The following is a 21,374-nucleotide window of genomic DNA, read 5'->3' as shown; positions in this document are numbered from 1 at the left end:
TTGCGCCACATTTCAGAAACGTTAGGCGTCGCAAATCTCCGGACGAAACGAAAGTCGGACCCGTCGGAGAGTCGCATGATCAAGAAGTGTCTGCTTGCAGGCGTCGCAGCCCTCGCCATGGCCTCGCATGCTCAGGCCGCGGACCTCGGGACGCCACGCATGCCGATCGCCGCGGCGGTCGTCGCGCCGGTCTTTTCGTGGACGGGCTTCTACGCTGGTCTCAATGCCGGCGTCGGTTTCGTCAACACCAACCTCGGTGCCCTGACCGGCGGCAACATCGCTGGTTCGGCCACGGGCCTCGTGGCAGGCGGCCAGATCGGCTTCAACTATCAGATGAACAACCTCGTTCTCGGTATTGAGGGCGACCTTGGCTATTTCGGCACCCAGCGCCGCGGTGCGCCGATCAATTTCGGTGCCTTCGCGGCACAGCTGTCATGGCGGACGACTTGGGATGCCTCGATCCGCGGCCGCCTGGGCTTTGCGGCTGACAGGACGCTGTTCTACGTCACCGGCGGTGTGGCCTTCGCCGACCTGCGGCTCGCCAACACCGACATCACCAACAACATTCTTCTGGCCGCTCAGACACAGACTCGCGCCGGTTGGACGGTGGGTGCCGGCGTCGAGCACGCCATCACACCGAACTGGACCGTGCGTGGCGAGTATCTCTACGCCAATTATGGTCGTCGCGACTTTGCGGCTGTAGGAATCGCCGGGGTACGGATGGAGACGCACAAGTTCCGCCTCGGAGTGAACTACCTGTTCTCGACCGGCCCCTCGGCCGTCGTCGCGCGCTACTGAGGGCCAGCACGCCCTCGCCAGCCTGAAAGGCCGCCCCCCGGGCGGCTTTTCTCATTGACACGCCTCGCGCGCATTTCTTGCCATTTCGCAGAGTTTATCTGTATTTAATGTTGCATGCCCGCAACAGATGAACTGCACCATATGTCGAGGTGTATCAACGCCACAATTCAGAAACATGCCTCCGAAAAAAGCGATGTTCAGGTGGCTGCGTCCAACGCTCGCTTCCATTTCGAGGGCATTTCGGGGCACTTCATGAAGCGCATCTTTCTGGCGGGTCTGGCCGCCGCTGGCTTTTCCACCACGGCCTTCGCGGCGGACCTCGGCACTCCGCGTTCTCCCGTTCAGGCGGCGATCGTGGCTGCCGCCCAGAACTGGACCGGTTTCTATGCGGGCGTCCATGTCGGCTATGGCTGGGGGCATCAGCGCGTCGAGGACGACAATCCGGTCGTCTTCTACACGGTCCAGCCGCGCGGCGTCTTCGGTGGCTTCCAGTTCGGCTACAACCACCAGATCAACAATATCGTCCTGGGTCTTGAAGGCGACCTGAGCTTCGGCAGCATCTCCCATCGTCGCGCGCCGCAGTTCTTGCTGATGGACCAGGTCAGCAAGACCACCAACCTCTTCGCCTCGGCCCGCGTCCGCGGCGGCGTGGTGGTCGGCAACGCGCTGATCTACGCAACGGGCGGCCTCGGCTATGCGCGCTCCCGCGACCGCAATTTCGTGGGCGGCGTCGAGTTCGGCGCAGGCTGGCAGAATGATCGCATCGGCTGGGTCGCCGGCCTCGGAATCGAGTACGGCATCACACCGAACCTGTCGGTGAAGCTGGAATATCTGCGCTACGACTTCGGCAGCTGGCGGCGCCCGCCGGCGGCCTTCTGGGGCATCGGGACCGATCACTTCCGCGCCAGCATGGACACGGTCAAGCTCGGCCTCAACTACCGCTTCTCGACCGGCCCCTCGACCGTCGTCGCGCGCTACTGATCGCGAGCTTTCTTTGTGAAACGGAAAGGCCGCCCGTCGGGCGGCCTTTTTGTTTGTGGTTTCAGCTCCCGCCCTCAGCACCGTGTCGGATAGGCGCGCGGTCCCGTCACCTCGAACTCGCGCCACATGGCGTTGACCGAGCGGACCATCTCCGCCGCCATGGCGCGCGGGAAGCGAGCCTGGACGAGATAGACGACGCCCGGCTCGTTCCGCTTCTGTGCGACAAGGTCATAGTATTCGAGGTCGGTGCGGAAGCGGTCGCCCTGCAGCACGCCGCGCCCGCGGACCGAGAATCCGCGGAAGCCGCCATCGCCCTGCGGCAGGCCCGCATCGCTGAGGACTTCGCCGCGGCGCGGCCGGGAGCCCTCGACGATGTTGTCCCAGTACCAGGCCTGCGGCGTGCAGGCGCCGGTGGACCTGGCATTGTTGGCGCTGACCACGACGACGGCGTCGCGGTTCTGCTCGTGCACCAGCACCGAATTGACCGGCCCCGGCAGGTCGTTGTCGCTGTCCAGCCGGAAGCCCGGGGGCACGGCGAAGGACCAGCGGTCGCGGCGGTGGCGATAGGGTCCCTCGACGGCCGGCGGCGGGGCAGGGGGCACGGAGCCCGTCACCTCGCTCTCCGGGCGCGGCATCGGCACGGGCGCGGTGCCCTGCGGTGCAGCGGCCTGAGGCGTGGTCTCGGCCGGTGCGGTCTGCGCCTCGGGGCCACGCGCACGCACCGATCCGGTAGTGACCGCATTGTCGGCGGCGGCGACCGCCGTCGCGCGCAGCGACTGGACCTCGCCCTCGAGGCTCGCGACGCGGGCCTGGGCCTCCTGCGCCTTCTTCTCCGCGGTAGCGACGGCAGCCTGCGCTGCCTGCAGGTCGGCCTGCACCCGCCGTGACTGGCCGGTGGCCTCGCTCGCCTGGTTCTGCCGCTGGATCAACTCGGTCTGGCTGTGGGCGAGTTGCGTGCGGGCATTGCGCAGATTGGCTTCCGCCGTCTCCGCACGCCGTGCGGCGAGGCGGGCCTGCTCCTTGAGGCGGGCGATCTCCGCACCCGAGGTCGAAGCGACCTCGGCGCGCTGCTGCGCGAGGCGCGCCAGGCTGGCGATGCGCGGATGGGCATCGCCGCGCAGCGGACCGGCGAACTCGGTGATGCCGGCAGCCGCCATGCTGCCGACGAGGAAGGCGGCGGCCGAGATGCCCATCCACTTCCAGGGACGGTTGCCGTTGGCGGCGGCAGGTGCCGCGGTTTGTCTGGCCCGGTCGAGGGCCGTCTGCAGCCGCTCGTTGTCGCCGGCGAGCCGGGCGACGCTCTCACGCAGGGCCGCAGCGCCGTCGGCGAGGGCTGCCTTCGGATCCGGCGGGACGGCGTTGGGGTCGGTCCGGACCGCCTTCAGATAGGCCGAGAAGGCCTCCAGCGACACCTTGAGGCGGTTCTGCGCCTCGTTGCTGCGCTCGACGAGCACGCCATGCGCCTTGCGGAAGGCGGCGGCGAAGCGCTCGCGCTCGGCCGTCTCGAAGCGCGTCCAGATGGCGGGCGAGGCGGGATCGTCGGGATGGCGGCGGGCGAAGGCGACCTGCGCCGGTTCGCCGTCCGCGTCCCGGTCGGACGCCACCGCGACAGCGAGCTGGGCAAGACCCGGTCGGCCGATCAGCGTGCCGAGAGCGACGAGCACGGCCTGCCAGGCGGGCTCGGCGGCCGGCTGGTCGGGCGATACGAGCCAGGCCGACAGGTCCGGCGTCGGCAGGGCGTCGAAAGGTGGCTCCAGCCGGGCGACATCGATCGGAGCGAGCCTTGCCGCGACCAGCCGGCCGCTCTCATGGGCGGTGCGGGCCAGCGTGCAGAGACCGGCATGGTTCTCGGTCGGATCGAGGATCGACTCCGGCCAGAGCGCCAGCACGGCCGGGGCATGGGCGGCGGCCTCGCGGATCGCCTTGGCGGCACCGCGCGCCTTCGGCTCGATGTCGGCATGGATGGCGACGCCGAGGGCCGTCAGCGCCTGCCGGATGATGGCGACGCGCTCCTTGTCGGCGCGCCGGTAGGCCACGAACAGATCCGTCACGGGATCCTCTCCTGTGTTGGTCCCCCGAAGGGAGCGCGAAATCGCATGCACTGCGTGGCCTGGCCGCCGGCACCGCGGCCCGGCCGTCGTCAATCGGCGGATGCGAGCCTGATCCCGGCCCGCAGGAAGCGCATCGGGTCCACGGCCTCGCCGTTGATGCGGGTCTCGTAGTGGAGGTGCGGCCCGGTCGACCGGCCGGTCGAGCCGATGCGGCCGACGCGCTGGCCGACGCCGACCATGTCGCCCTCCTTCACGTCGATGCGCGAGAGGTGGGCGTAGCGCGTGACGATGCCGTTGCCGTGGTCGATCTCGACCAGAAGGCCGTAGCCGCCGAGCATTCCGGCATGGGCCACCCTGCCGCTGGCGGCGGAATAGACGGGCTCGCCGGTCGCGCCGCGGAAGTCGATGCCCGAATGCATGGCCCATGACCGCAGGAAGGGATCGAGGCGGGCGCCGAAACCGGAGGACAGCTCCAACTCCCCGGCATGAGGGCGGGCGACGGGGATGCTGGCGACGAGTTGGTTCAGCCGCTCGTGGTCGCGGATCACCGTCTGCAGGCGGAAGACCTGCCGTTCGAAGGGTGAGGCCTCAGGTGACAGCGCGGGAAGGGGGATGTGCGGCCCGCCCGTTCCGGTCGTGCCGCTGCGGGCGGTCGGGGCGAGACGGGTCTCGGCGAGCCCCAATTCGGCGAGCATGGCGCGGATGCGCTTCGCCCGCCGCTCGGTGCGCGTCTCAAGGCCCTGCAGGATTGTCTGCTGGTTCAGGTCGACGCGCTCCAGCGACTGCTCGACGCGTGCAACGAGGTCCAGGCGCGTCGGGGCCGAGGCGAGGGTGAAGGTCGCCTGCGGCTCTGCCGCGACGACGATCCGCGATTCGAGGCGCGAATGCCGCTCGGGCGGCGGCGTCAGGCGCACGGTGTCGCCGGCCGGCAGCGGCCGTGACGTCGAGGTGGCGAGTTCTGGTGCCGGACGTTGCGCGGGCGCGGCGGCCCGTGTCTGCGGCCGGGCGACGGATTCCTTCAGCGAGGTGACGATCGACTGGCGCGTCTCGAGCAGGGCCTGCCGGCGCGCCACCTGTTCCACCCGGCGCTCGATCTCAGTCTGGTCCACCATCTGTCGGCTGGTGAGGCGGTCGACCTGGCCGCGCAGCTCACGGATGCGATCCTCGTAGGCATGCTGCATGGCGGCCTGACGGTTCATCACGCCGCCGATGATATCGTCCTTGAAGGCGAGGTAGCTGGTGACGGCCACGCCCCAGAGCGACAGGCCGAGGGTCGCGACGCCGAGGGCAATCATCAGGGCGTAGGAGAGGGATACGGTGCGCGTGCCGCTACGGCCGCGCCAGGCGAAGGTGATCGCCCCGGTCGGTACCTGAGCCCGGAGGTTGGCCTCCTGGGCGAGCTGGGCGCGATTGTAACGCGGGCTGGAATGCGGCATCGGCGTCCATCCGTACGCGAACGAGACGCCGCATTACCGCCGATTAAGGTTAACGAAGCGTGCCTGCCTCCTTCGTAAACCCGACACCCGGTGCCTTGAGCGCCCGGGCGGCCTCCAGAACCTCGGCGGCGTGCCCCTTCACCTTCACCTTCGGCCAGACACGGGCAACGCGTCCCGCGTCATCGATCAGGACGGTGGTCCGTTCGATGCCCATGTAGCTCTTGCCGTACATGCTCTTCTCGACCCAGACGCCGTAGGCTTCGACCACACGACCGTCCTCGTCGGCGCCGAGAAGGACGCCGAGGCCGCGCTTTGTGGCAAACCTGTCGAGCGCCTTCACCGGATCGCGCGAGATGCCGATCACGGCGGCCCCGGCGGCAGCGAAATCGGCTGCCAGCGCGGTGAAGTCGACGGCCTCCTGGGTACAGGAGGGCGTATCGGCCTTCGGATAGAAAAACAGCACGACCTTTCGCCCGGCAAACGCCGCGAGATCGATTCGCCCGCCTCCCATGCCGGGCAGCGAGAAGGCCGGAGCCTCGTCCCCCACGTTCGGTCCCACGGATGCCTTCCTTTCGTCGGCTTTGACTGTCAGAAACGCCTCTGGATACGCTTGCGCGAGATCATTGGATCCTCGCCGGTCGCCGCGGATGATGCGCCCCGGAGCGCGTCGCTCCTGTGCAGGCGAAATGGATTGCTGCCTAACAGTTGGTTAAGGCAGTCCGTGCAGATTGCGGAAGGCGCGATGGCGCCGCACGCAGATCCCGGGCGTGAGCTGCCCATGGCGGGGGACGAAGACGGAATGGAATGGCGCCCCGATCAGGGCAGGGTTCCCTTTGACGCCACGACGGCGGAGGAACGGCGCGGCGGGTGGCGGTCCCTGTGGGCCAACCGCCGCATGCCGGGCCTGTTCGGGGGTCCGATGTCGTGCTGGTCGTCGCGTCGGCGCTGGTGCACCGGGGTCGGTGCGGCCTTCCTTCTCCTCGTTGTCTGCCCGGTCATGTTCCTCGCCTGGCAGATTCAGCGCGGCGGCATGGGCCTCGACATGGTCACCCCGTGGATCGCCCGCTCGCTGTCCGACCAGCTCGGCGACGGGCGCACGGTCCAGATCGGCTCGGCGATCATGGTGCGCGATGCGGCGGGCAAGGTCGAGATCGAGGCGCGCGACGTCATCGTCCATGATGCCGACGGCCGGCGGGTCGCATCCATGCCCCGTGTCGCCCTCGGTCTCGATTCCCTGCCCATCCTCGGCCGCCCCTCGGTCCGTCGCATCGACCTCGTCGGCGCCTCGGTCGCGCTGAAGGTCGGCGAGGACGGGCAGATCGCGCTAGCCGCCGGCCGTTTCCGGACGCAGATGCCGGAGGACGGCCGCGCCTCGGAATCGGGTGGCCAGACGCCGACGGCGGAAATCAGCTCCACGCTGCCCGAGCCTGAACTCTCCCCCTTCCGCCGCCTCGGTATCTGGCTCGATCTCATCGAGAAGTCGGGCCTCGACGGCCATCGGCTGGCCGGCTTCGGCCTGCGCAACGGTACGGTGATCGTCGACGACGTGCGCTCGGGCAAGCGTTTCGTCTTCGCGGGCATCGACTTCGACATCACGGCGCCGCCCGCGGGGGGATTGTTGATCGACCTCGACGCCTCCGGGTCCGGCGCGCGCTGGACCTCAACGGCGACGATTACCCGCCGCGATGCCAATGGCCAGCGCACCATCGACTTCTCGATGACCGGCATGTCGCCGCGCGACCTGTCGCTGGCGCTGCAGGGGCCGCAGGTCGTCTATGCCGACACCCCCATCTCGGGAACCCTGCGCGCCACCGTGGGCGAGGCCGGCGACCCCGTGGGGTTCAACGGCCGCGTCACCATGGGGGCCGGCAAGGTCGGGGACGTCAACGACGAGACGATGCGGATCGCCATCGACAGCGTGGCGGCCGATGTCCACTGGCAGACCGGCGCGCCCGGCCTGATCGTCGACCGGGTGGAGGTCATTGCCGGCGACAACCGCGCCTCGCTCGACGGCGTCATCTCGCCGCCGGCGCGCCATGGCGAGCCCTTCGTCGTCGAACTGGCCAACCTGAAGGCGGTGACCTCCGTCCTCAACCCGCACGAACCGCCGGTGCCGATCAACGTGCGCAACGCGCGGTTCGTCTTCGACCCGCCGTCGCGCACGCTGAGCATCGAGAACCTCGCCGTCGATCAGGGCGCCGAGCCGCTGGCCCGGCTCGGTGGCAAGCTCGTCTTTTCGGAAGGCTCGCCGGCCATGACGATGGACATCGCGACCTCCGCCATGCCCTTCGCCACCGCGTTGTCGCTGTGGCCGCGGATGACCAATCCGCACGCCCGCGACTGGGCGGCCGATAACATGAGCGGCGGCACGGCCGAGGCCACGGCGATCCGGATGGATATTCCCGCCGGCCTCTTGGCCACAAGGAACTGGGTGCTGGAGAAGCAGGCCCTCTCGGTCCGTTCCCAACTGCGCGGCATCACGTTGCGCGTGATGCCCGGAATGTCGCCGTTGAAGGAAGCCGACATCGACGTCGATGTCGACGGCCAGGCCGCCAATCTCGTGGTCGTGAAGGGTGTGATCGAACCCGCGCCGGGGCGCAGGCTGACTCTGACCCAAGGCTCGTTCGAGATCGCCGACCATCGCATTCAGCCACCGGACTCGGTCAGCAAGTTTCGTCTCCAGGGCCCCGCCGACGCCGCCTTCGCGCTGCTTGGACAGGAGGCCTTCAAGGGCGCCGCCACCGGGCCGACGCTGCCGAGCGGCAAGGTCGAGGGCAGCGTCGTCGCCAACGTCACCGTCAGGGTGCCGCTGACGGAGACGTTCAAGCCCGAACTGGTCGACTACACTGTCGAAGCCGATTTCACCGGTTTTTCCGCCGACAACGCCTTTGGCGAGATGCGCGTGGAGCGCGCGGCCTTCAAGGTGCAGACCACGCCGCGCGCCTTCTCGATGCGCGGGCAGGGCGTGCTGGGCGGCGCCCAGGCGAATTTCGAGTATCGGAAGCCGAGGCCCGAGGCCAAGCCCGAGATCCGGCTGACGGCGACACTCGACGACCGCGGCCGCGCCCGCCTCGGCCTCAATATCGGCAACCGCATCGTCGGCCCGACCCCGGTCAAGGTGATGACGGTCGGCGAGGATTCCGGCCGCTACACCGTCGAGGTGGATCTCGGGCCCGCCGCGCTCGCCGACCTGCTGCCGGGCTGGACCAAGCCGCGCGGACAGGCGGCCAAGGCCCGCTTCGTCGCCATCGACGGCGACAACGGCTGGAAAATCGAGGACCTGCTCGTCGAGAGCCGCGGCGTTCTGGTGCGCGGGTCGGCGACCTTCGACGACAAGGGTGGCCTGATTTCCGGGCTGTTCCCCGCCTACAACCTGTCCGACGGCGACCGGATGAACATCCGCATCGAGCGCGCCGGGACGGGCCATCGCGTCATCGCGCGGGGCGAGGTGGTCGACGCGCGCCACATCATCAAGTCGCTGTCCGAGCCGCCACGCGCCGCCACGGCTGGCGGAAGCGGCAATGCCCCGGCGGCCGAATTCGACATCGACTTCAAGGCCAATGCGGTCGTCGGCGGCAATGGCGAGGTGATCCGCCAGCTCGACCTGCGCATGGTCAGGAGCGGTCAGGCGATCCGGTCGCTCACCGCCACCGGCCGGGTCGGACGCGACGCGCCCTTCGCTGTGGAACAGCGCGGGCAGGGGAACGGGCAGCGCATCGCGGTGAGTTCCGGCGATGCCGGTGCGGTGCTGCGCTTTCTCGACCTCTACCGCTCGCTTCAGGGCGGAAGCCTCGCGCTGATCATGACGCCGCCGCAGCCCAACGGCACGATCCGCCAAGGCAGCGTCGAGATCACCGACTTCCGCATCCGTGGCGATCAGGCCGTCTCCGGCATGGTCGCGGCCGCCGGCACCTCGCCCAATGCGCCGCGTCAGCCGCAGCCGCAGAACGATGCCTTCGCCTTCTCGCGCCTGCGCGCCAACTTCGCCCGCACGGCCGGCAAGGTCACGGTATCGGACGGTCTTCTCTGGGGCGCGGCGATCGGCGCGACGGTGGAGGGCGAGTTCGATCCCGGCCGCGACCGCCTGCTGCTGCGCGGCACCTATGTGCCCGCCTATGCGCTGAACAACATCTTCGCCCGCATTCCCGTGCTCGGCTTCTTCCTGGGCGGGGCGCCCGACGAGGGTGTCTTCGGCATCACCTACCAGATTTCCGGCGCGGTCAGCGCGCCGCGCCTGACGATCAATCCGCTCTCGGCGGTGACGCCCGGCTTCCTGCGCAAGATGTTCGATTTCCGCGGCAGCGCGACCGGGTCGACGGCGCCCCTGCCGGCAGACGCGGCCCAGCGCTGAGCGAACGGCGCGTCAGCCGCGCTCGAAGGCCTGGCCGTCCATGGCCCAGGCCTTGATGCCGCCGGCCAGATGCGCGTCGTAGGGCAGGCCGTGCGCCTGTGCGATCTCACTGGCCTGCACGGATCGAACGCCTGCCGCGCACAGGAACACGACCCGGCGGCCTGCGGGGTCGGGAATGGCGCGCGGATCGAAGGAGGAGAGCGGCACGTTCACCGCCTCCGGGATCCGGGCCATCATGAGTTCGTGCGGCTCGCGCACATCGACCGGCAGGATGGCGTTTTCGGCAAGGCCGCGGGCGACGTCGTGGGGGGTGAGGTCGTGGACAGGCATGGTGTGGCTCCGGCAGAAGCGAAGGTCAGCTTAGCAGCTGGCAAGCGCACGGGGCACGGCAAGTGCTGACGGGTCCCCTGCCAGATGCAAGGCCGCCCCCTCACGCCACCACGACCCCGCCGCAGATGGGTTCCCTCACCCCCGTCGTCGACGGGAATGTCAGCGGCAGGCCGCGCATGGAGCGCACTGCGAGATAGGCGAAGGCCTGCGCCTCAAGGAAGTCCGACGACCAGCCGACATCCTCGCCGGTGCGGACCTCGGCACGCGCATGGTGGGAAAGCAGCCGCAGCATTTCCGGGTTTCTCGCCCCGCCGCCGCAGACGATCCAGAGGACCGGCGGCTCCTTCACAAAATCGGCGGCGCGGGCGATGGAGCGGGCGGTGAAGGCGGTCAGCGTCGCCGCGCCGTCTTCGGTCGCGACATTGCCGACGATGCGGTGGGCGAAGGCGTTGCGGTCCAGCGACTTCGGTGGCGGCCTGGCGAAGAAGGGGTGGACCATGAGCCAGGCGAGCAGTGCTTCGTCCGCCCGGCCGCGCGTCGCCGTGGCGCCGCCGGCATCCATGCGCTCGCCGGTCCGCTCGGCCATCCAGTCATCGACCAGCGCGTTGCCCGGCCCCGTGTCGAAGGCGAGCAGTTCATCGCTCCGGCCGATGAGCGTGACATTGGAAACCCCGCCGATATTCACGACCGCCAGCGGCCGGGGGAGGGCTGCCTGCGCCGCGAGCGCCCGGTGGAACACCGGCACGAGCGGCGCGCCCTGGCCGCCCGCGGCGACGTCGGCCTGCCGCAGGTCATGGACGACGGGAATGCCGAGCCGCTGCCGCAATGCGACGCCGTCGCCGATCTGCACGGTGAGTTTCAGTTCGGGCCGGTGCAGCACGGTCTGGCCGTGGAAGCCGACGACGCCGACGTCCGAGCGCGTGAGGCCATTCATCTCGAGGAATCGTTCTACCGCCTCGGCATGGGCGCGGGTCACGAGGTCCTCGGCCCGCGCGAGCAGCGGTGTGCGGGCTGTCCGGTCGGTGAGTTGCGCGCCCTCCTTCAGGGCCTGCCGCAGCAGCGCCCGCTCGTCCTCGGTATAGGGCCGGAAGGAGGTCGGGCCGAAGCCCGCGATGGTCTCGCCGTCGGTGTCGACGAGGGCCACGTCGACGCCGTCCATCGAGGTTCCCGACATCAGGCCGATGGCGCGCATGGAGACCTGCCGATTCGAAGGGTGAAATTGAGCCCCGCCTCTGCTACACCGCGCCTCCGCCGGGCGCGAGTGTCCGGCTGTCAGCGCCATCTGGAAAGATCATGACCGCCCCGTCCTCCGACTTCCTGCGCATTCTCACCGAGCGCGGGTTCATCCACCAGTGTTCCGACATGCAGGGTCTCGACGCCCTCGCGGCCAAGGGGGATGTCGTCGCCTATGTGGGCTATGACTGCACGGCGCCCTCACTCCATGTCGGGCACCTCCTGTCGATCATGATGCTGCACTGGATGCAGGCGACCGGCGCCGGCAAGCCCATCACCCTGATGGGCGGCGGCACCACCCGCGTCGGCGACCCCTCGGGCCGCGACGAGACGCGCAAGATTCTGTCCATCGACGACATCAACGCCAACAAGGACGCGCTGAAAGGCGTGTTCGCCAAGCTGCTGACGTTTGGCGAGGGCCGCACCGACGCGATCATGCCAGACAATGCGGAGTGGCTGACCAAGCTCAACTACATCGAGATGCTGCGCGACATCGGCCGCCACTTCTCGGTCAACCGCATGATGACCATGGATTCGGTGCGCATGCGGCTGGAGCGCGAGCAGGAGCTCTCCTTCATCGAATTCAACTACATGATCCTGCAGTCCTACGATTTCGTCGAGCTGGCCCGCCGCTACGGCACCAACCTGCAGATGGGCGGCTCCGACCAGTGGGGCAACATCGTCACCGGCGTCGACCTCGGCCGCCGCATGGGCACCCACCAGCTCTACGCGCTGACCTGCCCGCTGCTGACGACCTCCTCCGGCGCCAAGATGGGCAAGACGGCGGCCGGCGCGGTCTGGCTCAACGCCGACATGCTGTCGAACTACGACTACTGGCAGTTCTGGCGGAACACCGAGGACGGCGACGTCGCACGCTTCCTCAAGCTGTTCACCCTGCTGCCGATGGCCGAGATCGACCGTCTCGCCGCGCTTCAGGGCGCCGAGATCAACGAGGCGAAGAAGATCCTCGCCACCGAGGCGACCGCCCTGGTGCGTGGGCGCGAGGCGGCGGAGAATTCCGCACTCGCTGCGCAGGGCATGTTCGGAAAAGCGAGCGTGGCTACGCTGGGCCATCCGGATGGCGACCCCAATGTAGTTGCGATCGTGTACCCAGAGATCGTCATTCCGCAATCGGAACTCCATTCGGGTGTTGGCGTACTTGCGCTTTTCGTGAGAGCAGGGCTGACGAAATCCAATGGAGAGGCTCGTCGTCAGGTGGAGGGCGGCGGGTTGAGCGTCAACAACCACGTGGTTGGTGATGCCAAAATGGTGGTAACCGACGCACATCTTGTTGAGGGCGCCATCAAGCTGTCCTTCGGCCGCAAGAAGCATGTGCTCGTGAAGGTGGGATGAGACGATGACGATGAAGTTCTTCTACGGCCCGAAGACCTGCGCACTCGCCTCGCGCATCGCGCTTGAGGAGGCTGGGGCCTCCTACGAGCCGGTGAAAGTCGATTTCGCTTCGGGCGAGCAGACCAAGCCGGCCTATCTCGCAGTGAACCCCAAGGGCCGCGTGCCGGCCCTCGTCACCGACCGTGGCGTGCTGACGGAGAACGTCGCCATCCTCGCCTTTGTCGCCCAGAGCTATCCCGAGAAGAACCTCGCGCCGCTGAACGATCCCTTCGCCTTCGCCGAGATGCAGGCCTTCAACAGCTATCTCGCCTCCACCGTCCACGTGAACCACGCCCACAAGCACCGTGGCGCGCGCTGGGCGACGGAGGAGAGCTCCTTCCTCGACATGCGCCGCAAGGTGCCGGAGACCATGGCGGCGAGCTTCTCGCTGATCGAGAACGACTTCTTCCGCGGTCCCTGGGTGATGGGCGAGGCCTACACGGTGGCCGATGCCTACCTCTTCGTGGTCTCGCGCTGGCTGGAGGGCGACGGCGTCGATGTGAACCGCTTTCCGAAGGTTGCCGACCACATGAGGCGCATGGCCGAGCGGCCGGCGGTCAAGGCTGCGCTGGCGGGGGAGTGATCGCTCAATAGTGGTAGCGGCACTGGGCGATCTCGAGCACGTCGCCGCGCACGCGGTAGACGAGACGGTGCTCCTGGTCGATCCGCCGCGACCACCAGCCCTGCAACTCGTTCTTCAGCGGCTCCGGCTTGCCGGTGCCGGTGAAGGGCGTCCGCGTGCATTCTTCGATGAGGCTGTTGAGCCTCTTGAGGAATTTCCGATCCGTCTCCTGCCAGTAGCGGTAGTGCGTCCAACCGCGTGGCGAGAAGGCGATGATCATTCCTCCAGCTTCCTGACGACCCCCAGACCCGCATCGAGTTCGGCGATCGACGCCAGCAGGTCCTCGCGGTTGCGGGGGCTCTTGAGGAGATAAGTCGTCTCCTCCATCGACGTGTAGTCCTCCAGCGAGATCAGCACCGCCGCGGGCTTGCCGCCCTCGCGGGTGATCAGCACCGGCGCATGGTCGGCCACCACCTGGTCGAGAGTGGCGGCGAGGGTCTTGCGGAGTTCGGTCGAGGTCTTGACGCGCATGCCGTCAATGTACGCCAAAACGTACCCAATCTCAACCGCGACGCGGCACCGCCCAGGGCCTGGCGCTCTGGTCGCGCGCGGCGAAGGCGGCAATGGCATCACCCTCGGCGAGCGTCAGGTCGATGTCGTCCCAGCCGTTGAGAAGCTGGGTGCGCCACACGGGGTCGATGGCGAAGGGCACCACGAGATTGCCGCAGGCGATGGTCTGCGCCGCGAGATCGACGGCGGCGGGGAGGGGCGCGCTCGCCAGCAGCGCTTCCGCGTCGGCCTCGCTGACGGTCGCCGGCAGCACGCCGTTCTTGACACAGTTGGAGGCGAAGATGTCGCCGAAGCTCGGGGCGATCACCACCCGGAAGCCGAAATCGGCGAGGGCATAGACCGCCGCCTCGCGCGAGGAGCCGCAGCCGAAATTGCGGCGGGCGACGAGGATGGTCTGGCCCGCCTCCGGAGCAGGAGCGGTGCCCGCTGCCATGAGGTCGTGCAGCAGGAAGCGGCCATAGCCCTCCGGCTTGCGCGGCTCCTTCATGAAGCGGGCCGGAATGAGTTGGTCGGTGTCGACATTGGCGACGGCCAGCCGCAGCATCGCCGATGTCTCGTTGGTGAACGGCCTCATGCGAAATGCCTCACATCGGTGAGCCGGCCGGTGACGGCGGCGGCGGCGACCATCGCCGGCGACATGAGATGGGTGCGCGCCCCCGGGCCCTGCCGGCCCTTGAAGTTGCGGTTTGTCGTCGAGGCGCATCGTTCGCCGGACTTGACGATGTCGCCGTTCATGCCGACGCACATGGAACAGCCGCTCTCGACCCATTCGAGGCCGGCTTCGGTGAAGATGCGTGCGAGGCCCTCCTCCTCGGCCTGCCGCTTGACGAGGGAGGATCCGGGCGACACGAGGCCCGGCACGACCGTCTTGCGACCGGCGAGGATTGCCGCCGCCGCGCGCAGGTCCTCGATGCGCGCATTGGTGCAGGAGCCGATGAAGACGCGGTCGATGGTCACCGAGCGGAGCTCCTGGCCCGGCGTCAGCGCCATGTAGTCGAGCGCGTCGCGGGCGGCCTCGGCTTTGACCGGATCGGCCATGGAGGCGGGATCGGGGACCTGCGCAACAATGGGAAGGGCCTGTTCCGGGCTGGTGCCCCAGGTCACCGTCGGGGCGATCGCAGCAGCATCCAGTGATACTTCACGGTCGAAGACGGCGTCGGGTTCGCTCGCAAGCCCGGCCCAATCGGCCAGCGCGCGCTCCCAGAGGTCGCCGGTGGGCGCGAAGGGACGACCCTGCAGATAGGCGAAGGTGACGGCGTCGGGCGCCACCATGCCGCAGCGCCCGCCCGCCTCGATGGACATGTTGCAGAGGGTCATGCGGCCCTCCATCGAGAGGGCGCGGATGGCGTCGCCGGCAAATTCAATCGCATGGCCCGCCGCGCCGTCGGCACCGATGGTGGCGATGACGGTCAGCATGATGTCCTTTGCCGTGATCCCCTCGGCTGTCCGGCCGTCGACGGTGATCCGCATCCGCTTAGGCTTCTTCTGCCAGAGCGTCTGCGTCGCCAGAACATGCGCGACCTCCGAGGCCCCGATGCCGAAGGCATAAGCCCCGAAGGCGCCGTGGGTCGAGGTGTGGCTGTCGCCGCAGACGACGGTGAGCCCCGGCAGGGTCAGGCCCTGCTCCGTGCCGGTCACATGGACGATGCCCTGGCGCGGATCGTCGAGGCCGAACAGCGTGATGCCATGGGCGGCGGTGTTGCCGCTCAACTGATCGACCATGCGGGCCACCGAGGTGTCCACGATCGGCCCGCCGCGCCCGCGCGTCGGCACATAGTGGTCGGCGACGCCAAAGGTCAGGTCGGGACGCGCCACGGTGGCGCCACGTGCGGCAATTTGCCCGAAGGCGTGGTGCGAGCCCTCATGGACGAAATGCCGGTCGATCCACAACAGTGACAAGCCGTCGTCGCGGCGCGTGATCACGTGCAGATCCCAGAGTTTGTCGAACAGGGTCGCGACGCGAGGCACATTCATCTCCGGGTCGGCGCTTGACGGCAGAACATTGTATCATAGGATAGACAAATCCTGAAAATTCGCTATCCCTAGTCACCGAACAGGCCGGCAGACAAATGCAGATCGCCACGCTGCCGAACAAGGGTCCCGGGCCGCAAGGCCCCGGTGTGGCTCCCGGCCTGCGAGGGAGCGACACCATGGCTGAAGCCATCGAGACATCGAAGACGCGGCGGGTCTATCTCACGCTTCGCGACCGGATTTCCTCCGGTGAACTCATGCCGGGCACGCGCCTGCCTTCCGAACCCGATCTCGCCGACCTGCACGACGTCTCTCGCGTCACGATCCGCCGCGCGCTTGCCGAGCTCGAGCGTGAGGGGCTGATCTCCCGCCGGCCCGGGGCAGGGACATTCATCACCGCCCGGACCATCAAGCGGCCGATCGTCGCAGATCTGTCGAATGCGCTCGCCCACCTCGTCGAGATGGGGCGCTCCACCGACGTCCGGCTGCTGCAGTTCGGCTATGTCGATGCCACGCCCGAGGTGGCCGAGGCGCTGAAGCTCGATACCGGCGAGAAGGTCCAGCGCTCGGTGCGCGTCCGCATCATCGACGGCGAACCCTTCTCCTACCTGGTCACCCATGTCCCCCAGCGGATCGGCGCGACCTATTCGGAGGCCGAACTCGGCGCCAAGCCGCTGCTCACCCTCATCGAGCGGTCCGGGGTCAAGGTCGACCGCGCGACGCAGACCATCACCGCGGCGCTGGCGGGACCCGACGTCGCGGAGGCGCTCGGCATCGACATCGGCGCCCCCGTCCTGTCCCTGACGCGCGTCGTCTCCGACGTGAAGCGGCGCGGCATCGAGCATCTGGCGGCTTTCTACCGGCCGGATCGCTATTCGTTCCAGATGGATCTCATCCGCATCGATTCAGGCGGGGACCGCCTGTGGTCGCCGGTGGAGCGCCTGCGCATGGGGGTCGGCCTGAACGGGGCCGCCACCAACGACTGACGAAAAGACTGCATACGAGCCGGTGAACCGAAACCGGCCGCCTTTCAGAGTGTAACGGACGGAGATCATCGACCATGACCGCCAGCAACGGCACGACGCGACGCAATCTTCTCACCACCGGCGCCGCCGGTGCCCTGGTCCTCTCGGCGCCCGGCCTCGTCCGGGCGCAGGCTGCCCCCGTCAAGCTCGGCATTTTGCAGCCGGTGACGGGCGCCCTGGCGCAGGATGGCGAATACGGCCGCATCGGCGCGCAACTCGCCATCGACGACATCAACGCGGCCGGCGGCATCAAGTCGCTCGGCGGGGCGAAGATCGAGATGGTCTTCGGCGATGCACGCTCCAACCCGGAGGCAGGCACGCAGGAGGTGGAGAAGATGCACGCCGAGGGCGTCTCGGCCATTGTCGGCGGCTTCGCCTCGCCGATCTGCCTTGCCGCCTCGCAGGCCGCCTCGCGTTACGACATCCCCTATGCCGTGGATGTCGGCGTCTCCGACCAGATCGTCTCGCGCGGCCTGAAGAACACCTTCCGCTTCGGTCCCGGCTTCGGCGCCGTCACCCGCGCTGCCATCGACAACCTCGTCAAGCTGAACGATGCGGCCGGCAAGCCGGCGAGGACCGTGGTGCTGGTGCATGAGGACGGCCTGTTCGGCACCGGCCTCGCCAAGCTGATGAACGAGCGTCTCTCGGCCCTCGGCTTCCAGATCCTCGAAACGATCCCGCATCCGACGCCGGCCCGCGACATGTCGAACGTCGCGCTCCGCATCCGCGCGCTCAATCCGGATCTGGTCATCCCCTCAAGCTACTATGGCGAGTTCGTGCTGCTGGCCCGCACCATGCAGCAGCAGCGCATCCGGCCGAAGGGCATCTATGCGGTGCTGAACGGGGCGGCCTCGAACTTCCGCTTCGTGAAAGAGTTCCCGGACGCCGCCAACAACGTCATGGACTGCAACCACTGGGCCGATCCGCGGAAAGCCAAGACGGCGGAACTGCGCGCCAAGGTCGAGGCCATGGGCCGCTTCTGGCTCTACAACGTGCCGCTGAACTATTCCTCGGTGCGCCTCGTGGCGGATGCCATCGAGCGGTCCGGCTCGCGCGACCGCGTCAAGATCATCGAGGCCATGGCCGCCTCGACCTTCGCCGACCACATCATGCCCTACGGTCCGACGAAGTTCGAGAACGGCCAGAACACCGGCGCGGCTCCGGTGAACACGCAGATCCAGAACGGCGACATCAAGGTGATCTTCCCCGACGCCTTCGCCGACGCCAAGCCCGTATTCCCCGTGACGGGCTGATCCTCTCCGCCAGGCCTTCAGCTCAACTCCGCGACCGGTTCGCCGGCCGCGGGGTCCGCCATGCCGGTGAGGTATCTCTCCCGTGTTCAGATCGTATCCACCGCAGATCGTGCTGGAGGCCGTCCTCAACGGCCTCCTCACCGGCGCCGTCTATGCATTGGTGGCGCTGGGTCTGACCCTCGTCTACGGCGTGCTGCACATCATCAACTTCGCCCATGGCGCCATGCTGACGCTGGCCATGTTCGCGGTGCTGGTGATGCACCTCGGCCTCGGGGTCGATCCCTATCTCGCCATCCTGCCGCTGACGCCGCTGTTCTTTGCCTTCGGCTACGGCCTGCAACGCTTCGTCATCTCGCCGGCGAGCCGCAACGACGACGGGGCGATCCTGCTGGTCACCCTCGGCCTGTCGATCGTCATCGAGAATCTCCTGCTGGCCGTCTTCCGCTCCGACACGCGGGCGCTGACGCTCGATTATTCCTTCTCGGTGGTCGATCTCGGCTTCGCCCTCCTCTCGCTGCCGCGGGTCATCGGCTTCGGCGTCGCACTCGTCGTCGCGGCTGCGCTCTGGGCGATCCTCGCCCTTACCGATACCGGCAAGGCGATCCGTGCCGTGGCCAAGGAGAAGCTTGGCGCCTCTCTCGTCGGCATCGACGTCAACCACTTCTATGCCGTGACCTTCGGCCTCGGCGCGGCGACGCTGGCGGTGGCCGCCTGCCTGCTGATGCCCTCGCTCTACGTCAATCCGCGCGTCGGCAACGCCTTCGTGCTGGTCGCTTTCACGGTGGTGGTCCTTGGCGGCATGGGCTCCATCGCCGGCGCTCTCGTCGGCGGCCTCGTCATCGGCGTGGTGGAGAGCCTGTCCGGCCTCTATCTCGGCGAAAGCCTCGGCCAGATCGGCATCTTCCTCATCTTCATCCTGGTGCTGCTGCTGCTGCCGACCGGCCTGTTCGGAGCCAAGGCATGAGGGCCTACCGCTCCATCTTCCTTGCCATCGTCGCGCTGGCGCTGCTGCCGCTCACCGTGCCGCTGCTCGTCGGCGCCGGCATCGTCGCCGGCCCCAACACCTTCTACAACCTGATGGTCTTCGTCCTGATCATCACGCTGGCGGCCCAGGGCTGGAACCTTGCCGGCGGCTATGGCGGGCAGTTCTCCTTCGGCCATGCCGCCTTCTTCGGGACGGGCGCCTATGCCCAGGCCATCCTGCAGACGCGGTTCGGCGTGAACGCCTGGGTGGCGCTGCCGCTGGCTGCGGCCCTCGGCGCAGCGGTCGGCGCCGTCATCGGCACGCTCGCCTTCCGCGCCCGCCTGCGCGGCTCCTATTTCGCGCTGGTGACGCTCGCCTTCGCCGAGGTGTTCCGCATCCTCGCCAACGCCGCACCCATCACCGGCGGGGCGGCCGGCACGCTGGTGCCGCTGAAGATCGGCCTCGCGCAAATGCAGTTCGACGGGCCGGCGGCATTCTTCTATCTCGCCCTCGTTTTCGTCGCGGTGGTGCTGCTTTTCAACCGTGCGATTGAACGTTCGCGCTTCGGCGCCTGGCTGGTCGCCGTGCGCGAGAACGAGGATGCGGCGCGGGCGCTCGGCGTCGACACGCTGAAGGTAAAGCTCAAGGCCATCACCCTGTCGGCGGGCATCACGGCGGTGGCCGGGGCGCTCTACACCCAAAAGTTCCTCTATATCGACGCCAATATCGCCTATGGCGCATGGATCTCGGTGGAGGCGCTGCTCGCGCCCATCGTCGGCGGCATCGGAACGGTCTTTGGGCCGCTCATCGGCGCCATGGCGCTCATCGGCCTCGGCGAAGCCGCCAAGACGGTGATCCACGCCGCCATCGGCTCGGCCGTGCCCGGCGTCGATCTCGTGGTCTATGGCGTGCTGCTGATCCTCGTCATCGCCTTCGCACCGCGCGGCCTCATGGGTCTCGCCAGGGCCGGGGGAGGGCGCTGATGCTGGCGGTGGAGGGCGTCACCAAGCGCTTCGGCGGCCTCGTCGCGGTCTCCGACGTCAGCATGAGCGTGCCGAAGGGGCTGATCACCGGCCTGATCGGGCCGAATGGCGCCGGCAAGACCACGCTCTTCACGCTGATCTCCGGCTTCCAGACGCCGACGGCGGGGCGCGTCCGCTTCGAGGGCGACGACATCACCGGTCACTCGCCGGAATCGCTGGCGGTGCGCGGCATCGCCCGGACCTTCCAGATCGTCCAGCCCTTCGCCGGGCTATCGGTCGTGGAGAACATCTCGGTCGGCGCCTATCTGCGCCATCCCCACAGGGCCGAGGCCATGGCGCGCGCCGGGGAGGTTGCGTCCATGGTCGGTCTCGCCGACCTCGACCGCCCCGCGTCATCGCTGACGGTGGCCGGACGCAAGCGGCTGGAACTCGCCCGCGCGCTGGCGACGGAGCCGCGCCTGCTGCTGCTCGACGAGGTGCTGGCCGGTCTCAACCCCTCGGAGATCCGCGACATCGTCCCGGTGATCCGCGCCATCCGCGACGCAGGCGTCACCATCCTGATGATCGAGCATGTCATGCAGGCGGTGATGAGCCTCTGCGACCACGTCCATGTTCTCGCCAACGGCCGGCTGATCGCCGCCGGAACGCCTGCCGAGGTGGTGGGCGATCCGGCCGTGGTGGAGGCCTATCTCGGCCATGGCGCCGCCGGCCGCCTGCAGAAGGGGAGTGCCCATGGCTGAGCCTCTGCTCGCCGTCGATGGGCTCGCCGCCGGCTATGGCGCGACTGAGATCCTACGCGGCCTGTCGATGACCGTCGCGCCGGGCGAGATCGTTGCGGTGCTCGGCTCCAATGGCGTCGGCAAGACGACGCTCAACATGGTGCTCTCCGGCATCGTGCGGGCCCATCGCGGCCGCATCACCTTCGAAGGCGAGGACATCACCGCGGCGAGCCCCGGCGACATCGTGGCCCGCGGCCTGGTCCATGTGCCCGAGGGGCGCAAGATCTTTCCCAACATGGCGGTGCGCGAGAACCTCGAACTCGGGTCCTACCGGCGGGGCAAGGCGGCGCGATCGGCCAATCTGGAGCGCGTCTTCGCCATCTTCCCGCGCCTCAGGGACCGTGTCACCCAGCTCGCCGGTACACTCTCGGGCGGCGAGCAGCAGATGCTGGCCATCGGCCGCGGCCTGATGGCCGAACCGAAGCTGCTCATCCTCGACGAGCCCTCGCTCGGGCTGTCGCCGCTGCTGGTCGAGGAGATGTTCGCCCTCGTGCGGCGCATCAACGCCGACGGGCTCGCCGTCCTGCTGGTCGAGCAGAACGTCGTCCAGTCGCTGGACGTCGCCTCCCGCGCCTTCATCCTCGAGAACGGTGTCTTTGCCCTTCAGGGCGACGCGGCCGAACTCGCCGCCAGCGACGACCTGCGCCGCGCCTATCTGGGGATGTGATCATGATATGCAGCACGGCCGCCGATTG

At 68.3% G+C, this 21,374-nt stretch carries 20 protein-coding genes; 11 read left to right on the top strand and 9 right to left on the bottom strand.

All coding sequences use genetic code 11. The features are described from left to right. Positions 1-75: 75 nt before the first annotated feature. Positions 76-798: an outer membrane protein gene (locus tag ACJ4V0_RS02685; protein ID WP_448298011.1), complete on the top strand. Its 723-nt coding sequence runs from the start codon at positions 76-78 to the stop codon at positions 796-798. Positions 799-999: 201 nt separating this feature from the next. Continuing rightward, on the top strand, positions 1,000-1,779 hold the full coding sequence (locus ACJ4V0_RS02680; RefSeq protein WP_448298010.1) for an outer membrane protein: 780 nt from the start codon (positions 1,000-1,002) through the stop codon (positions 1,777-1,779). 74 nt (positions 1,780-1,853) lie between these two features. On the opposite strand, the gene ACJ4V0_RS02675 is transcribed toward ACJ4V0_RS02680, so the two are convergent. The 3 genes from ACJ4V0_RS02675 to ACJ4V0_RS02665 form a co-directional block, all read right to left on the bottom strand. Then, positions 1,854-3,830 carry a hypothetical protein gene (locus ACJ4V0_RS02675; protein ID WP_448298009.1) on the bottom strand — a complete coding sequence of 659 codons (1,977 nt, stop codon included), beginning with the start codon at positions 3,828-3,830 and terminating at the stop codon, positions 1,854-1,856. 89 nt (positions 3,831-3,919) lie between these two features. Next, a complete protein-coding gene (locus ACJ4V0_RS02670; RefSeq protein ID WP_448298008.1) occupies positions 3,920-5,266 on the bottom strand; it encodes a M23 family metallopeptidase in 1,347 nt (448 codons plus the stop codon). A gap of 49 nt (positions 5,267-5,315) precedes the next feature. Beyond that, a complete protein-coding gene (locus ACJ4V0_RS02665; RefSeq protein ID WP_448298007.1) occupies positions 5,316-5,825 on the bottom strand; it encodes a peroxiredoxin in 510 nt (169 codons plus the stop codon). A 240-nt stretch (positions 5,826-6,065) separates the two neighbouring features. On the opposite strand from ACJ4V0_RS02665, the gene ACJ4V0_RS02660 reads away from it, so the two are divergent. Further along, positions 6,066-9,617, top strand: a complete 3,552-nt coding sequence (locus ACJ4V0_RS02660; RefSeq protein ID WP_448298006.1) for a hypothetical protein — start codon at positions 6,066-6,068, stop codon at positions 9,615-9,617. A gap of 12 nt (positions 9,618-9,629) precedes the next feature. Here ACJ4V0_RS02660 and ACJ4V0_RS02655 read toward each other — a convergent pair whose 3' ends face one another. Together ACJ4V0_RS02655 and ACJ4V0_RS02650 are read right to left on the bottom strand one after the other, a co-directional pair. Then, the gene (locus ACJ4V0_RS02655) at positions 9,630-9,947 is read right to left on the bottom strand and encodes a rhodanese-like domain-containing protein (protein ID WP_448298005.1); all 318 of its coding nucleotides are present in this window, start codon (positions 9,945-9,947) and stop codon (positions 9,630-9,632) included. Positions 9,948-10,047: 100 nt separating this feature from the next. Then, a complete protein-coding gene (locus ACJ4V0_RS02650) occupies positions 10,048-11,139 on the bottom strand; it encodes an anhydro-N-acetylmuramic acid kinase (RefSeq protein WP_448298004.1) in 1,092 nt (363 codons plus the stop codon). A 101-nt stretch (positions 11,140-11,240) separates the two neighbouring features. On the opposite strand from ACJ4V0_RS02650, the gene tyrS reads away from it, so the two are divergent. Together tyrS and ACJ4V0_RS02640 are read left to right on the top strand one after the other, a co-directional pair. Then, positions 11,241-12,533 (top strand): tyrosine--tRNA ligase, encoded by a 1,293-nt coding sequence (gene tyrS, locus ACJ4V0_RS02645; RefSeq protein ID WP_448298003.1) that lies wholly within the window; start codon positions 11,241-11,243, stop codon positions 12,531-12,533. Positions 12,534-12,537: 4 nt separating this feature from the next. Beyond that, complete coding sequence (locus tag ACJ4V0_RS02640) at positions 12,538-13,155, top strand: glutathione S-transferase family protein (protein ID WP_448298002.1); 618 nt, start codon at positions 12,538-12,540, stop codon at positions 13,153-13,155. Between the two features lie 4 nt (positions 13,156-13,159). On the opposite strand, the gene ACJ4V0_RS02635 is transcribed toward ACJ4V0_RS02640, so the two are convergent. Genes ACJ4V0_RS02635 through leuC form a run of 4 tightly spaced genes read right to left on the bottom strand, consistent with a single transcriptional unit; the run spans position 13,160 to position 15,672 of the window. Then, the gene (locus tag ACJ4V0_RS02635) at positions 13,160-13,414 is read right to left on the bottom strand and encodes a Txe/YoeB family addiction module toxin (RefSeq protein ID WP_448298001.1); all 255 of its coding nucleotides are present in this window, start codon (positions 13,412-13,414) and stop codon (positions 13,160-13,162) included. Then, positions 13,411-13,665, bottom strand: a complete 255-nt coding sequence (locus tag ACJ4V0_RS02630; protein ID WP_448298000.1) for a type II toxin-antitoxin system Phd/YefM family antitoxin — start codon at positions 13,663-13,665, stop codon at positions 13,411-13,413. The genes ACJ4V0_RS02635 and ACJ4V0_RS02630 overlap by 4 nt, the downstream gene beginning before the upstream one ends. Before the next feature lie 31 nt (positions 13,666-13,696). Beyond that, positions 13,697-14,278: a 3-isopropylmalate dehydratase small subunit gene (leuD, locus tag ACJ4V0_RS02625; RefSeq protein WP_448297999.1), complete on the bottom strand. Its 582-nt coding sequence runs from the start codon at positions 14,276-14,278 to the stop codon at positions 13,697-13,699. Further along, a complete protein-coding gene (gene leuC, locus ACJ4V0_RS02620) occupies positions 14,275-15,672 on the bottom strand; it encodes a 3-isopropylmalate dehydratase large subunit (protein ID WP_448297998.1) in 1,398 nt (465 codons plus the stop codon). Before leuC ends, leuD begins: the two co-directional genes overlap by 4 nt. A gap of 182 nt (positions 15,673-15,854) precedes the next feature. On the opposite strand from leuC, the gene ACJ4V0_RS02615 reads away from it, so the two are divergent. The 6 genes from ACJ4V0_RS02615 to ACJ4V0_RS02590 all read left to right on the top strand — a co-directional run bounded on the left by ACJ4V0_RS02615 (position 15,855) and on the right by ACJ4V0_RS02590 (position 21,346). After that, a complete protein-coding gene (locus ACJ4V0_RS02615) occupies positions 15,855-16,661 on the top strand; it encodes a GntR family transcriptional regulator (RefSeq protein WP_448297997.1) in 807 nt (268 codons plus the stop codon). A 74-nt stretch (positions 16,662-16,735) separates the two neighbouring features. Then, a complete protein-coding gene (locus ACJ4V0_RS02610) occupies positions 16,736-17,953 on the top strand; it encodes an ABC transporter substrate-binding protein (protein ID WP_448297996.1) in 1,218 nt (405 codons plus the stop codon). 82 nt (positions 17,954-18,035) lie between these two features. Beyond that, positions 18,036-18,917 (top strand): branched-chain amino acid ABC transporter permease, encoded by an 882-nt coding sequence (locus tag ACJ4V0_RS02605; RefSeq protein WP_448297995.1) that lies wholly within the window; start codon positions 18,036-18,038, stop codon positions 18,915-18,917. Beyond that, positions 18,914-19,900, top strand: a complete 987-nt coding sequence (locus tag ACJ4V0_RS02600; RefSeq protein WP_448297994.1) for a branched-chain amino acid ABC transporter permease — start codon at positions 18,914-18,916, stop codon at positions 19,898-19,900. The genes ACJ4V0_RS02605 and ACJ4V0_RS02600 overlap by 4 nt, the downstream gene beginning before the upstream one ends. Beyond that, positions 19,900-20,640: an ABC transporter ATP-binding protein gene (locus tag ACJ4V0_RS02595; protein WP_448297993.1), complete on the top strand. Its 741-nt coding sequence runs from the start codon at positions 19,900-19,902 to the stop codon at positions 20,638-20,640. The genes ACJ4V0_RS02600 and ACJ4V0_RS02595 overlap by 1 nt, the downstream gene beginning before the upstream one ends. A gap of 4 nt (positions 20,641-20,644) precedes the next feature. Further along, positions 20,645-21,346: an ABC transporter ATP-binding protein gene (locus ACJ4V0_RS02590; protein WP_448298459.1), complete on the top strand. Its 702-nt coding sequence runs from the start codon at positions 20,645-20,647 to the stop codon at positions 21,344-21,346. Positions 21,347-21,374 lie beyond the last annotated feature (28 nt).

This window comes from Phreatobacter aquiterrae, from assembly GCF_053471285.1.
This window is presented reverse-complemented; position numbering and strand designations above follow the sequence as displayed.